This window comes from Spiroplasma tabanidicola, assembly GCF_009730595.1.
Lineage (GTDB): Bacteria > Bacillota_I > Bacilli_A > Mycoplasmatales > Mycoplasmataceae > Spiroplasma_A > Spiroplasma_A tabanidicola.
Genome location: NZ_CP046276.1, coordinates 1095958 through 1110740 on the forward strand (window position 1 = coordinate 1095958; position 14783 = coordinate 1110740).

Genomic DNA, 14783 nt, shown 5'->3' on the forward strand with positions numbered 1-14783 from the left:
AATATTATTATTTAGTAAGTAACCTTTTTATTTATGTATTTTGCAACATAAATTGATACAAATAATAAAAATAGTGAAGCTGTTATTGGAATAAGTAATTTAATAGATAATGAGTAAATATCTTCTCCTTTAACAATAGTGAAAGGAGAAAAATATAAAAATCAATCTGCTACATTTTTATTTATTTCTGCTAATTTTATACTAATTATTTTATTGGATATACAATATACAATTATTAACAAGAAGTATCAAAAAATATGATAGTTGAGTGTTTTTCCTAATAAGAGCATATAAATTACTCCAAGCATAGCTACTGAAAACGCTATAGTTCATAATATCAAAATCTCTAAAATAAATTTGCCTAGTTCTACAGGATTTGCTTCGTTACTTACATTTAAAGAAACTAATGTAACAATCAACTCAATTAAAAAATAAAATATTTCTACAATTACAAGAGTTAATAAATTTGATAAAAATAAGTTCAATTTAGTCATTCTTGTTGTTAAAAATATTTGATATTTTTTTGTTTTAACATTTTTAAAAAATAAGTAATATGCACGAATCATTAAAAATATAAATAAAAATGGCAAGACATAAGATGAAATATTACTATATATTTCAAAATTAACATCACTTTTTTCCTCTGTTCCAAAAATTGTTGCTAAAAATGAAAGAGATATTATAAAAAAAGGATCAATAAACATTATTCAATACTTTTTAAATTGCAATAAAACAAAATATAAAGTAAAGGGTCACCCCGAACTACATATATTTTAACAAATTACTCTCAAAAATTTCTTTGGAAGTATTTTTTAATTTGTTTATTATTCTATTATTAGAAAAATTTCATATACAATCTTTAATTCAATTTATAAAAGTTCCATTATCTTCAAACTTATAACGTACATAATAATTTTGTTTTATGCTTTTAAAAAATGTTTCTACTATCGAGTTTTGTCATGAAGCATATCTATCTGTCATGCTTTGAATAATATTGTAATTGATACAAAATTCTTTTATAATTAAACTCCTAAATTGTGATTCTCTATCCGTATGGTAATGCTATTTTTTACATCATATTTAGCAACTAAAAGTTGCATACTATTAATAAGTTCTTAGTTTGTTAGATTATTTGCAAAATATGTTATTAAAGGTACCTAGAATATATATCTATATAAGCAAATAAGTAAATTTTTTTGTTTTTTATTTAAACTCCGAAATATCTAATCAGATTATTTCTAGCGGTTTATTTGCATTAAATTCCATTTTATTTGTTTCTTGATTTTTTAGTAAATTAGGAGCAGTATTTATTAGATCTTTACTTTTTTTAATATAAGATTTTGATTTTCTACTTTTTTCACAATTTTTAAGAACTAGATTTTGTGTTTTCATAGAATTTAACACCATTTTCAACCTAAAACAAATTTTACTGTAATTTTTTTATGCCCTCATTTTCAATGAGTTCCATGTTTTGAATCTTCATTATAAAAAGCTTTGTTTATAAATAAGACATAACTTGTTTCTCTTTTGGTCATATATTCTTTTAAACCATTTTCTAATCATTTTTTATAAGCTTTAGAATCAATATTTAAAACTTAATTAGTCAGAAAATGATATATTTTTTTACTCGTACCTTTTTGCTAATTTATAAATTCAATATTTATTTTTGTTTTTTCATTCCTTGACTAGAGATGCTGCATACTTTTCCATAACTTCTGCTTTACTTGTTAGTTTTTTATTTACTTTTTCTTTATATTGCATCTCTCTTCTAAAATGTTTCAACTCTTGTTTCATTGTTTCGAACTCAACTTCATGACTTATTTTTGGTTTTCCCCTCTCTGTGCATCAATCAGCCCTGCGATTCCTTTTTGTTTATACCGATTTTGTCAAACATAAATAGTTGAAGTTTGTTTAAAGTTGTATTTTAATGCTAACTTTCTTGCGCTTATATCTGTAGTTGCAAATTCATCTATTATTTTCTTTTTTTCTTCAGAACTAAATAGCTTTGTTTTTGCCATAAAAAAATCACCCCTCTACAAAAATTATATACATAATTTTTATGTAGTTTGGGGTGTCCTTTTATTTAAGAGATGTTTTTTATTCCAAATTTAGTTTCATACTAATATGTTCAATACCCGCATCAACATATTTATCACCATATTCAACAAAATTAAATTTTTTATAAAAATATATAGCATTAACTTGGGAACTAATGTGAATTTCACTTGTTTCAAGTTCATTTTTTGCAAAACTCACAATATGTTTTACCAATTTTTCTCCAACATTCTTGCCACGATAATCTTTGATAACAGCTACTCTTCCTAAGTATCACTTGTTATCTTTCATATATAATCTCGCACAACAAATTGGTTGCGAAATTAAATATCCTACAAAATGATATGATTCCATATCATAATCATCTAATTCTTCTTCTATTGGTACATTTTGTTCATTTACAAATACACTTTTTCTAATTAATAAAGCATCATAAGATAATTTACTGCCAATACCAAAGACTTTTCCAAAATCTATACCTTCCATATAATTATCCCCAATCTACTAAAATTATATAATACTTACATTATTTTACAAAGTATATTACAAATTATATAATAATAAAAATACAACCTAAGGGAGATAGAAAAAATGAAACAATTAATAAGTTTATTAGGTTCAATCGGACTTATAGCAACTTCTTCAAGTATTGTTGTTGCTTGTTCAAAAAAAGCAAAGTCTGAATTCTCAAATTCAATTACGCCAAATAATGTAAAATATGGAGAAAAACAATCATTTAATGTAGAAATAATAAATCCAAGTGAATATGACAGTTTGAGTGTAGAAGAATTACAAGGAAATAGTTATTTAACAAGTATTAAAGTTGAAAAAAACAAAGGTGATATTAGTAAATTTGTTGTAAGTTATATGGGTAAAAAAGTAACAGAAAAAGCTATTATTAAATTATCATATGGTGATTTAGTAAAAGAAGTTAACTTAAAAGTTGAAAAAAACACTTTAGAAGGTCTAATAAAAATTAAGGATCTTGGCCGTATAAAAATGGCTAATGATACACCTACAAAAGATGAGTTATTGAATGCAATTGAAAATGCTAATAGTGAAATTTATTCTCAACAAACTCTTTCAAAAAGTGATTTTGAAATACAAAACGCATCAAAAACTGAGGCTACTATAAAAGCTAGCGGTCAAAATTTAGAAGGAACTATTGAATTAACTTATAGAAACAATGCCAAAACACAACTTAACAGTTTAATAAAAATAACTAATCTTGGTCAAATTGAAGGTAAAGAACTAATACCTAGCGAAGAAGAAATTTGAAATAAAGTTAAAGAAGTAAATATAACACAAATAAAAGAAGAGGAAATTAGATTAGAAAGTTTAATTTTAAATAGTGACTTTACTATTACGAAATATAATTCAAATGCAGCAATAAATTCAAGTCCAGCTTCATCTAAAATAGTTGGTAATGTTCAAGTTAACTATACATATAAACAAAAAAGTGGAATTTAAGTTTCCACTTTTTTAATGTTTAATTTTTCTTTTTTCAGTTATTAAATCATATGCATTATTGATTTCGCTCATTTTCTTTTGAGCTTCTTTTGAACCATTTACATCTGGGTGGTATTTTTTTGCAAGTTCGCGGTATTTCTTTTTAATATCCGCATCTGTTGCACTAGTTGAAACTCCCATTATTTTATAAGCTTGAATTAAACTTTTTTCTTCCTGATTAAACTGTTGTTCATTTGAATAATAATCATCGCTTGAAGATTGTTGATGCTGATCGTTGCTAAAATTACTTCTTTGATCATCTCTTTCTCTATTATTAGATCTTCTTCCCGTTCTAAAAATTGATTGAATTATCATAACAATAAAAATATAGTAAAGAATTCTAAATATTATCTCTAAAACTTTATCCATTATCAATCACTCTTTCTTTACTACCTTACTATTAAGTATACTATGATTGCAACAATTACTAACAAAATAATTACATATGCAATAACTTTATATACTGTAGAATTAATTTTTTTTCTTTTTTTAATCAAATTTTCTTTAATAATTAATTCTTCATCTTCTTTTAAAGTTTTTGTTTTAACTTCAGTTATTGTAAGAGATTCGTCATGATATTCTTCAACTTTAAATTCATTTTCTAATACAAATGTTTCACTATTTATAACATTGCCATTAAAAACTCCAAACTTATTTGTATTTTTTTTATCTTTATTCTTTTTCAACTAATTCACCATCTTTGCATATATACTGTTTTATTTTATTTTCTATCGAATAATTAATCATTTCATCTAATAATAAATTTTTTTCTTGATCTAATGCTGTTAAAATTCTGGGTTTTGTAACAGGACTTTTTGGAACGTATAAAGAACAAACATCATCAAATGGTAATATTGATGTTTCGTATGTATCAATTTTTTTTGCCACACTTATTATTTCTTCTTTATCATAAGTAATTAAAGGTCTTAAAATTGCAAGATCTGATGCTTTATTAATAACGTTTATTGACTCGATTGTTTGTGAAGCAACTTGCCCTAAGTTTTCTCCTGTTATTATAGTTTTTGCACCAATTTTATTAGCTAAAATATTTGCGATTCTCATAAAAATTCTTCTCATGATTGTGATTCGATAAGACTCTTCTTTTATATGCATCAATTCTTGAATAATCATTGAAAAATCACAAACATATAGACTAAAATTTGTTTGATTATATTTTTCTAATTTTAATGCTAAGTTAAAAACTTTGTCTAAAGCTTCTTTTGAAGTATGGGGTGGAGTCATGAAATGTAGAAAATCAACTTGCATTCCTCTTTTTAATGTTAAATAACTTGCCACAGGAGAATCAATTCCTCCACTTAATAAAGAAATTGCTTTTCCCCCAACCCCAACCGGAAGACCCTTTGATGCTACAATTTTAGAAGTGAAAATATAAGCACCATCAATTTTTATAATAACACTAATTTTATTTTCAGGATTTTTTACATCAACTTTTAAATTATTTGTATTTTTTAATATATTTGCAGCAATGCTTAATTTTAAATCACTAGAACCAATTGAAAAACTTTTATCTTTTCTTTCAACTTCTATTTTAAAGGTAAACTCTTTTAAAGTTTTTGCAATTTCTAAGGTTTTTGCTAAAATTTTATTTTCATCTTTTTCAACTATATCAACAATTGAAATTGAATAAATACCAAAAACATTTTTTATAATATTTATTACTTGATCGCAAATCTCATTTTTTACAGATAGAGTTAAACTATTGTAGTCTTTTTTATAAACAATATCTTCTTTGTACTTTTTTAACTTAAATTTAATATTTTGAATTAGTTTATTGATAAATATATCTTTGTTCTTACCTTTTAAAGTTAGTTCCCCATATCTTACTAATATGCTTTTCATTTTTTCCTCTTATCGTCGTTTCTTTTGATTTTTGTTAATGCATCCAATGAAAGATTTATTAATTGTTCTAAATGTCTTTGCTTAAATAGTTTTTCACATTGAATAATTAATTGTTCAACTCCATCAAACTTACCCACATATCTTTCTAAATATATCATTATTTCTTGTGAAATATAATCTAAAAAGATAGCATCATTTAAATCCCTAAAAATCATCATTATATCATTTGCAACTCTATCCAGTTGGATGGCAGCTTGTTCTTTTTCTTGATTTGTTTTAATTTTACTAATTCTTTCTTTTGAAAAACTTGTTAATTTAGCATGTTCCATATTAACACTTTCTTCAAAGCGTTCTTTTAATTCTTGAATTGATTTAAATTGATTTATTTTAACTTCGCATTGACTTAAAATGCTTTGTAAAAATATAATTTGATTTTCTAATGAAATTATATTTGTGCTATTTTTTTCAATTATTTTTGTTGATTTTTCTAAGTTTTCAATGTCATCAATAGCTTTTGTTAAAACTTTTAATAACTCGTCTTTCAATTGTATTAAATTAACTTCTTTTCCGCTATTAATACCAACATCAAAATTTGCAAAAACTAAATCAAAGCTTTCTTTAGTTTTTAAAAAATCTGCTCTTGCTGCTTCAAAGTCACTTCTTTCTGGACTTCTAATTTTTGATACATTATTTGTATTAAAATATATTTTTTGGATATTTCAAGTTGCTTTGACAACATTCTCTAAACTTAGTTTGATAGATTCCGCTCTTGTTGAAAAATATGATTTTAATTTATCATCATACTCTAAAGTGTTTTTAAAATTATCAATAAGATCATTTATTTCATTTATTTTTTGTGATGCAGTTTTAAACTGTAATTTTTTGATTCAATTTCTAACTTCAACTCTTAAAATATCAACTTGTTTTTCTAAAGATACAAACGCTTTTGCATTACTTGTAAGTTTTTCATTTGTAGCATTACCAAATGTTACGTGTTTATTTTTAAGATCTAATAATTTTTCTGGAATTACAGCTTCAACTGATGAAAAAATATCTGGAATAGCTTCTAATAATTGGATTAAAAAAACTAAAGCACTTCTAATATCGCCTAATATTTTTCAACATTGATTTAGTCACCCTTCTTCCATATTTAAATAAAAATCTTCAAATAAAACTTCAATTTTACTAATTAAATCACTTAGTTTTTTTTCATCAATATCTAAATCTGAAAAAGTTATAATAACCGCTTCTTCTTTAATAGAAGTAAATAGTTCTTTTAAAAAAGTAATAAAGTCTCTTTGAATATATTCAATTTCTAATTTTGAATATATCTCTACAAAAACTTCATGAATTGTTTTATTAATTGCTATTACATCTTCATAAATTTTTTGATACTTTCTTTGGTTTGCTAAAGTTGGTTTTGTAGTTTTTCGATCTTTTAATAAATTAACAAAACTTAACATTACTTTTTGCAGCTGTTTTTCATAAATTAACTCATATTTAGTTCTTCAAACTGCATATTCTTTTTCTAAGTTTTCAGTTTCTTCGTAAATATTTGAAATTCTTCTAATTAAATTTTTTAAAGGTGATTTTGAAATGGTATCAAATAAATCTATTATTTTTGCAATTGTTTGAATAATATTTTTATATACAGATAAAACAATTAATATTATTGTCGCTATTAAAAAGCATCCAAAAAAAACTGCCATACAAGCAATCGTTACTGGATTTGTAAATAAGTTATTTATATCCCATGATAATATCATTTGCCTACCCCATTAAATCATATTAATTATAGCATAATTGCATATTTATCTTAAAAGGGAAAATGCACAATAAATATGATACTTATCTCGAGTTATGATTAAAATCTATTTCAATTAAAAAAAACTCGTTACTTTTAGAATTATAAACACCATACATTCTTAATTCTGTATTACCGCGTATCAAATCATAAATATTTTCATCAAAACTATTATTAAAATAAGAGATACTACCAAGTACTGATATAACTCTATTGATTGTTAACTTACTTTTTTCCAAAATGACCTTATTTACTATTAATCAGCTCCATAAATGTTTTTCCATTACAATTATTTAATACTTCAAAACATTTTTTCTCTCATCAAAATCCACTTTAGATGGAAAAATGAAATATTTTAAACAAAAGTGTATTGGTACTTTTTTTACTAAATCCGGAGTCGAAAAATCTAATTTTTTTGTACTCATTTATCTAAGTTCTACGTTTGAAAAGTATTCTTTTAAAAAAACTTTATCTATAACTTTTGATTGTTCAGTAGCACCTCATGGCGAATCTTCAATATGAATTAACTTAACTAATCTTCAAGTAGAAATTTTAAATAAAATATCTAACAGGTTTTTTATTAATTGAACATCTATGTGATTTTCAAGATTTAAAGTATTTTGAAATAAGTCTTTTGGTAAATTCTCGTTTTTATTTAAGTTATATTTTTTAATTTCATTATATAAGATTTCTATGACAGGTCCAAATTTATAAGCTACAAAATCATCTTCAAAAAGTTCTTTTTTGTATATGAATAGTATAAACGATACAAAAAATATAAGATTTTTTATAACCTTAAATGTTTAAAATCTATAAAATCAAAATAATTATTTTCTGAATCTTCTAACAAGTTTGCTTTTTTTGATAAACATAATCAATAACAAAATCAGCAACATCTCTAGCTGTTACTTTTTCCATAAAAAAACACCTTTTTTTATTTTTATTATAGCAATATAGTATAATAAATAAAATATTTTAGAAAGGATTTTTGCTAGTGATAAAAATTAAAAATCTTAAAAAAACTTATAACAATAAAACAGTTTTAAACGTTGAAAATTTAACATTAGATCAAAATCAGTGTATTGGGATTATGGGTAAAAATGGTGCTGGAAAAACTACTCTTGTAGAAATTATAATGGGTTCTAAAAAACAAAATGAAGGTGATGTAATTATTGATAAAACAGATCTAAGAAAAAATGCAGTGTTTCAAGAATGTCAATATGAACAAGATTTAAATTTAATAACTATAGCAAGATTTTATAAAAAGTTATTTAAATCAAATGAAGATCTTGAAGTTTTATTTGAAAAATTTGAGTTAAAAGAGTTTAAAAGGAAAAGATTTATTAAACTGTCTGGAGGAGAAAAACAAAAGTTTAAATTATTAATAGCATTTGTTAATAAACCAAATTTACTTTTACTTGACGAACTAACAACGTCATTAGACTTTATTTGAAGAGAAAAAATATATGATGTTTTAAATGATTATATAAAAGAAAATAAAACAACAATTTTAATGGTTTCTCACGATGTTAATGAAGTTGCCAAACTTTGCCAAAGAGTAATTTTTATAAATGATGGTATTGTAAAAAAAGATTTAAACCTAAATAAAGATATTAAAGAAAATATTGAGATTTTAGAAAAAGAGGTTATATCATGTTACAAATAATTAAATTAGAAGCATATAAGTATGTGAAAAATATTTTTGGAGTAATTTTTGGTTTAGTCTTTCCCATAATGTGAACTGTCATAATTGGTGTTGCATGAGGAAAAGAAACATTTTATATACCTAATGTTAACAAAACTGTTAATGTTTTGGACTATTGTTTCCCTGCACTAATGGTAATGGCTATTTTAAGTTTCTCAGTTGCAGCTATTCCTATTACTTTATGTTCAAATCGTATCGATAAAAGAACAAAAATAATTGCCCTAGCAAATATTTCAAAATTACAATACATAATTTCATTAATGCTTTGCTATTATATAATGTATTTTATTGAGTTTGTAATAGTTTTAATAATAGCAATTACCGCTTTTAAATTAACAACTTCAATAGCGATGATAATGTCACTATTATTTATTCCAATTGTTATATTTGTATTACATTTTTTAATATCTGTAAGTTTAGCTAATTTTTGTCAAACTATGACAATAATTTCTTCAGTTTCATTATTATTTTTAATGATATCTTTATTCTTTTCAGGATCAACTGTATCAACTTATGTAGTTGACCCAAATAATGCATGATTTAAATACATACAATATATACTCCCAACAGGAAATGCAGTACTAATAATCAACAGTATTGCAAATCAAATAGATACTTCAAAGATATGATGAATATATGTAACTAGTTCTTTATACTTTGGATTATTTACATTTTTAGCAGTAAAATACTTTAAATGAGATTAAATGACTTTATAAGTCATTTTTTTTACTTATTTATTAAGTTTTTATAAAATAAGGTTAAAAATCATATATAATTATTTTTGGTTAATCTGCAGGTAAGCATAATAAAACAATTAGTCTGTGATTTAGATATAGATAGTAACTCTTGCAGATAAGAGCGAAACACAGACTTCCTTTATTAGAGCTTATATTATTCTTAAGCGATTTTCCAAATTAATATATCAATCAAAAAATAAGGAGATTAATAGATGTCAAGATACACAGGATCTAAATTTAAAAAAGCTCGTCGTTATGGGTTTTCAATTTTAGAAACAGGTAAAGAATTTTCAAAAGGTAAAAAAAGAACTTCTGCACCTGGACAACATGGAGCAAGAAGAAGCAAATTGTCAGGTTATGGACAACAAATGCAAGAAAAACAAAAATTAAAATTTATGTATGGATTAACTGAAAGACAATTTAGAAATACATATGCAAGAGCTAAAAAAATCTCAGGTATTACAGGTACTAATTTTATGCAATTATTAGAATCTAGATTAGATAACATAGTTTATAGAATGGGATTAGCATTAACAAGACAAGGAGCAAGACAATTAGTTTCTCACGGTCATATTTTAGTTAATGGTAAAAAATTAGATATTCCTTCATATACAGTTAAACCTGGTGAAGCGATTGCATTAAAAGATAAAATGCATAAAAATGATAAAGTTATTGAAGCAATGGCTTCAAGTGCAAAAACAGTTGAATTTGTAAAATTTGATCAAAAAACTTTCTCAGGAACATTTGTAAGACTACCTGAAAGAAATGAATTAAACCAAGAAATTAATGATGCATTAATTGTTGAATGATACAACCGTTTAATTAAATAAGAAAAACCACGCTTTGCGTGGTTTTTATATTATCAATCAATAACTTCACTAGCTTTGAAGTTACTTGTCGGAGAATGAATTTTTTCACTTATTTTTTGAATGCTTTGGTTTTTTAAATAAAAATCATTATATACTAATTTACCGTTTTTTAATATTATCAATTTATTTATAAATTTCTCAAGAAACTCAAATGAATGAGAAATAACTACAATTGTAACGCCTTTTTTAGAAAGTTGCTGTAAAATATCAAAAAATATATTGTTATAAGCATCGTCTAAATTATCTGTTGGTTCATCAAAAAAAACTACTTCTTTTTTGATTAATAAGATAATCATCATATAAATTCTCTTTTTTTCCCCAGTACTTAAGGTTTTCATATTATTAGTCATTTTATTTTCTAGATCCAATTTTTTTGAAAACTCTTTTATTTTTTCTTTATATTCATTAGATTTAATACCATTAACTTCACAAAAGTGAGAAACTAGTTCTATAGGTTTCATGTTAATTGCCATATTAGAAACATCTGGAAAATAATTAAAATTTTTGCTGTTATAAATAATGTTACCGCTACTTGCTTTTATCAAACCTAAAAGAGTTTTAACAAGTGTTGATTTTCCACTACCATTTTCTCCAACAATTCCAATAATATCTCCGCTATTAATTTCTAATGATATATTTTCTAATATTGTTTTTTTACCAATTTTTTTAGTTAAATTATTTACTTTTATCATATTAATCCTTTCTATCACATTTTTTCATATCTTTTTACAAAAATAAATATTGTTCCAAAATCAAGTAAAACTGATATTACTAACCAAGGAATATATAATGCATAATAATTCAATAGTTCACCTTTTTTATCTTCATTAAAATATCCATCACTATAAATATCTATATTATAATCATTATTAATTTTAAACTCACTCCCCATAAATTCAGTACTATAGTTTTTAGAATATAAGATTAAATCATCTGAAGTAGGTTCACTATAACTACGTCTATCATTGTTTAAATATGTTAAATACTGTGTCATATAAACACTTTCAATATTAATTTTTCCATTAATATATTTAACACTGTCACTATAAATTTCATTTATAGGAACAAAGATCTCTTTTGAATTATCCGTAGATGATGTTAAATGATAAACTATTGTTCAGTTTTTTAAAAAAAATGAATTTAAAGGTTCATAACTCATAACTAAGGAATCTGCTAGATAAATAGTTTTAGTTAAGTTTTCTTTTAAAAAACATTCATAATGTCTTTTTTTAAGGGCAAAAAAATCAGAAGAGAATTTATAGTTGTTATTAATATTTTTATAATAACTATAATGGTAATCAACACTAGTTCTATATTTATCAAGCTTACTTGGTTCATTAACAAGTCTCTTATAATAAAGATCACTTAATGGACCAAATGGTTGATTTGCAATTATGTCAGCATAAACAGAGTCTTTAAAACCATAAGCCATTTTTGACATTTGGTTAAAATAATTAAATCTAACAGAGTCATAAAAAGATTCATTTAAGTTAGTTTGTTCAATATATAATTCATAAATATATGAATTAATATTATTATCTTTTTTTAAATCATAAAACTCATTAACTATATTTGAGTAGAAATCAATTAATAAAGCGATTTCAGGATGTGCTTTTATAAAATTATATTTGCCATTATTTTCATCAAAATAATAACTTGGATTTTTAAAATTAGAATACAAAAATGAACCATTGCTAAGTGTTAATTTTTCATATTCAAATCTTTTTTTATAATTATTTAAAAAATTTAAATAACTTTTATTATTTGTTTTATTATAAAAATTTTCTAAAATTTCATTCATTATAGGTACTTCTTGTCAATTATTATCATATAAGTTATTCATATCTAATAAGCTTTTATAAGACATTTTAAATAAATCATTGTTCATACTTAAAATTTCATATTGCTCAAGAATAAACTTCATAAAAATATTGTCTTCATTTCTATCAATAAAACTATCATAAAAGTTAGTAGCATTTAACAAATAAACTTGTTGTGAATAGTATGAATTTTCTAAATTATTTTCAATATAGCTCATCAAACCTAATTTATGTCAATCTTTTATAAAATTTGATGTATTTTCTCCCATAAAATTTTTAATAGAATTATAGTTATCGATAGTTAGTTCAATTTTTCTATAAGCTTTATTTGATTTAACTAGCCCAATCCCATTAATATCATCACTTTTAAAAAAGTAATTACAAATCAAAGAAATTGAAAAAATTAAACCTACTACAAACATTATAGTTGCAACAAACGCTTGTTGACTTATAAAAGAAAGGCAAAACTGATAAACAAAATCTAAAAAAAAGGAAAAAAACAGTAAATATAATCAATAAAATAATCTCTGATTAATTAAGTAACTTTGATAAACTTGGTCATACTTAATCATAATAGTATTTACTATAAAAACTTGTATAAAAATTAAACCTAGTATAATTATTTTTTGAGTAATAAAACGTGACAATCAAATAGTTTTTTTATTTATACCACTTACTATTTCCATGTTAGTTTTACCACCATACAAAGCATTATAAAATAAGCTTGTATTAATAAGCAAAGTAAAAATTACTATAAAAAATAAATTAATTATAAAAAAATAAAAACCTATTTGTAATTGTTTTATTTTGATTTCTTGATCTTCATTTTTGCCAATAAATAATAATAGCGAGTAAGACACAATATTAACCAAAGTTAATAAACCATATAATATGTATATTGATTTTAATTTAAAGATTTGTTTTATGTTACATTTTAATAATACTTTCATAATATACTCATTTCATTCATTATTAGTAGTTTTACTACTTATTTAATTATACAATAATTTAAATAATATTCTAACTTGTATAAGTAAACTTTTTTTTAAATTAATTTAATAATATTTGTTCGTTTTTGTTATTTTCGTTGTTTTGTAAAGTTGATTCAAAAGCTGCGTTTGATAATAAGTATTTATTTATATTAAATAAAAACAATCTTGCTAAATTAAATAGTTAATAAATTGAATTATAACCATTAATAACAAGATTGTTATTTCATATTTTTTTAAAATAAATTTTATTTTATTTTAAAAATATTTATATCTTTTGAAGTAAAATATTATGAAATTTTTACGCTTAAAAATTTTGCTGATACTTTACATTGAACGTTAGAGTTATTTCATTTGCTAGCAAACTTTCCTGATATTGTTATAAGTCTAAAATGCATAATACCATCAACTGATGTATAATAATCTATTACAGCAGCTGCATAAACTTTATTTTGAGCATAATCATGTTTAAATTTCATAACAACATTATTTTTATCATCATCAGTTAAACTATCATAAAATTTTTCTGGATTGTTTAAATAATTTTTATATTTCCAATCATAAGTATAAAGTGGAAAGCCGTTATCGTCAAACCCTAATGGTTTTTCTTTTTCAATTTTTCTACTGTTATAAAATTTTCATGGAGTAACAACATTATTTATAGATAAATTTTTTATATATTCCTCATCAATTAAAGTTTTACCACCATATGTGCTTCCATCTTTAACTGTAATATAAAATTTAAGTTCAAAATTATTTATATCTTTTCTAAATTGATATACTGAGTCTTTATAATCTTTTATATTTATTGTAAAATCTGAACCTATCGCTATCAATCATCTTGATTTTGCATCTACTTCATTACCAATTGTAGAGTTTGTTCTATTTACATACTCTGTATATGGGAGGTTTTTCTTAGGTTTTTCAGGAGTTACTGTTCCTCTAATAAATTTAACATTAAAACTAAATGAACCAAAAAAACTCATATTTTGATCTTTTGCAATTATTCTAACATTTTTAAAATTTATTTCTGAATTTTGATTTGGTTTTATAAATTTAATATTCTCAATTTCTCAATACATTAGATTAGTGTCTTTAATAATTGAATCAACTAAAAAAGCTATGTTTTCAGCTGCTTTGTTTTTTTCGGCCATAGTTCTAAAAACATCTTTTTTTATATCATTTTCACTTTCATTTTCTTTAATAAATATAGAAAAATCTTTTATATCATAATTAGTTATTATAGTTTTTTGATATTGATCATTGCTATATTTGTTAACTTTTGATAAATATATATCTTTATTATTTTCAAAATCTTTTATATTATAATTTTTTGTAAAAGAAACCATTCCTAAAGAAGTTGAAAAAAGTAATAAAGAATTAATTAATTTTTTCATTATTATCCTTTCTTGTACTATGTACATAATAATTATAT

At 23.1% G+C, this 14783-nt stretch carries 20 protein-coding genes; 4 read left to right on the forward strand and 16 right to left on the reverse strand.

What is annotated here, in order from left to right; genetic code table 4:
• Positions 1–11: 11 nt before the first annotated feature.
• The 7 genes from STABA_RS04830 to STABA_RS04855 form a co-directional block, all read right to left on the reverse strand.
• A complete protein-coding gene (locus STABA_RS04830; RefSeq protein ID WP_156007095.1) occupies positions 12–704 on the reverse strand; it encodes a hypothetical protein in 693 nt (230 codons plus the stop codon).
• Between the two features lie 58 nt (positions 705–762).
• Complete coding sequence (locus tag STABA_RS05855; protein ID WP_170264711.1) at positions 763–981, reverse strand: hypothetical protein; 219 nt, start codon at positions 979–981, stop codon at positions 763–765.
• Between the two features lie 222 nt (positions 982–1203).
• Positions 1204–1392 carry a hypothetical protein gene (locus STABA_RS04835; RefSeq protein WP_156007097.1) on the reverse strand — a complete coding sequence of 63 codons (189 nt, stop codon included), beginning with the start codon at positions 1390–1392 and terminating at the stop codon, positions 1204–1206.
• A 5-nt stretch (positions 1393–1397) separates the two neighbouring features.
• Positions 1398–1535, reverse strand: coding sequence for a hypothetical protein (locus STABA_RS04840; RefSeq protein ID WP_156007100.1), 138 nt, complete (start codon positions 1533–1535; stop codon positions 1398–1400).
• An 88-nt stretch (positions 1536–1623) separates the two neighbouring features.
• Positions 1624–1794, reverse strand: coding sequence for a hypothetical protein (locus STABA_RS04845; RefSeq protein WP_156007103.1), 171 nt, complete (start codon positions 1792–1794; stop codon positions 1624–1626).
• 23 nt (positions 1795–1817) lie between these two features.
• Positions 1818–2018 (reverse strand): helix-turn-helix domain-containing protein, encoded by a 201-nt coding sequence (locus tag STABA_RS04850; RefSeq protein ID WP_156007105.1) that lies wholly within the window; start codon positions 2016–2018, stop codon positions 1818–1820.
• A 79-nt stretch (positions 2019–2097) separates the two neighbouring features.
• On the reverse strand, positions 2098–2541 hold the full coding sequence (locus tag STABA_RS04855) for a GNAT family N-acetyltransferase (protein WP_156007108.1): 444 nt from the start codon (positions 2539–2541) through the stop codon (positions 2098–2100).
• Positions 2542–2646: 105 nt separating this feature from the next.
• Between STABA_RS04855 and STABA_RS04860 the strand changes: the two genes are divergently transcribed.
• Complete coding sequence (locus STABA_RS04860; RefSeq protein WP_156007111.1) at positions 2647–3525, forward strand: lipoprotein; 879 nt, start codon at positions 2647–2649, stop codon at positions 3523–3525.
• A gap of 12 nt (positions 3526–3537) precedes the next feature.
• Here STABA_RS04860 and STABA_RS05905 read toward each other — a convergent pair whose 3' ends face one another.
• From STABA_RS05905 to STABA_RS06105, 6 genes are all read right to left on the reverse strand, one after another.
• Positions 3538–3933, reverse strand: a complete 396-nt coding sequence (locus STABA_RS05905) for a DnaJ domain-containing protein (RefSeq protein ID WP_211360453.1) — start codon at positions 3931–3933, stop codon at positions 3538–3540.
• Positions 3934–3953: 20 nt separating this feature from the next.
• Positions 3954–4250 (reverse strand): hypothetical protein, encoded by a 297-nt coding sequence (locus STABA_RS04870; RefSeq protein ID WP_156007113.1) that lies wholly within the window; start codon positions 4248–4250, stop codon positions 3954–3956.
• Positions 4237–5424: a tRNA uracil 4-sulfurtransferase ThiI gene (gene thiI / locus STABA_RS04875; RefSeq protein ID WP_156007116.1), complete on the reverse strand. Its 1188-nt coding sequence runs from the start codon at positions 5422–5424 to the stop codon at positions 4237–4239. Before thiI ends, STABA_RS04870 begins: the two co-directional genes overlap by 14 nt.
• Positions 5409–7190: a septation ring formation regulator EzrA gene (locus STABA_RS04880; protein ID WP_156007118.1), complete on the reverse strand. Its 1782-nt coding sequence runs from the start codon at positions 7188–7190 to the stop codon at positions 5409–5411. Before STABA_RS04880 ends, thiI begins: the two co-directional genes overlap by 16 nt.
• An 82-nt stretch (positions 7191–7272) precedes the next feature.
• Positions 7273–7467, reverse strand: a complete 195-nt coding sequence (locus STABA_RS04885; RefSeq protein ID WP_156007120.1) for a hypothetical protein — start codon at positions 7465–7467, stop codon at positions 7273–7275.
• A gap of 186 nt (positions 7468–7653) precedes the next feature.
• On the reverse strand, positions 7654–8019 hold the full coding sequence (locus tag STABA_RS06105) for a type II toxin-antitoxin system antitoxin SocA domain-containing protein (RefSeq protein WP_156007532.1): 366 nt from the start codon (positions 8017–8019) through the stop codon (positions 7654–7656).
• A 203-nt stretch (positions 8020–8222) separates the two neighbouring features.
• Between STABA_RS06105 and STABA_RS04895 the strand changes: the two genes are divergently transcribed.
• From STABA_RS04895 to rpsD, 3 genes are all read left to right on the forward strand, one after another.
• Positions 8223–8894 (forward strand): ATP-binding cassette domain-containing protein, encoded by a 672-nt coding sequence (locus tag STABA_RS04895; RefSeq protein ID WP_156007122.1) that lies wholly within the window; start codon positions 8223–8225, stop codon positions 8892–8894.
• Positions 8882–9637, forward strand: coding sequence for an ABC transporter permease (locus STABA_RS04900; RefSeq protein ID WP_156007124.1), 756 nt, complete (start codon positions 8882–8884; stop codon positions 9635–9637). Before STABA_RS04895 ends, STABA_RS04900 begins: the two co-directional genes overlap by 13 nt.
• Before the next feature lie 245 nt (positions 9638–9882).
• The gene (rpsD, locus tag STABA_RS04905; protein ID WP_156007126.1) at positions 9883–10500 is read left to right on the forward strand and encodes a 30S ribosomal protein S4; all 618 of its coding nucleotides are present in this window, start codon (positions 9883–9885) and stop codon (positions 10498–10500) included.
• A gap of 29 nt (positions 10501–10529) precedes the next feature.
• Here rpsD and STABA_RS04910 read toward each other — a convergent pair whose 3' ends face one another.
• The 3 genes from STABA_RS04910 to STABA_RS04920 form a co-directional block, all read right to left on the reverse strand.
• The gene (locus STABA_RS04910) at positions 10530–11231 is read right to left on the reverse strand and encodes an ATP-binding cassette domain-containing protein (RefSeq protein WP_156007128.1); all 702 of its coding nucleotides are present in this window, start codon (positions 11229–11231) and stop codon (positions 10530–10532) included.
• 11 nt (positions 11232–11242) lie between these two features.
• Entirely contained in the window at positions 11243–13309 is a 2067-nt protein-coding gene (locus tag STABA_RS04915) for a hypothetical protein (RefSeq protein ID WP_156007131.1), read from the reverse strand.
• A 329-nt stretch (positions 13310–13638) separates the two neighbouring features.
• On the reverse strand, positions 13639–14745 hold the full coding sequence (locus STABA_RS04920; protein WP_156007134.1) for a hypothetical protein: 1107 nt from the start codon (positions 14743–14745) through the stop codon (positions 13639–13641).
• Positions 14746–14783: the final 38 nt, after the last annotated feature.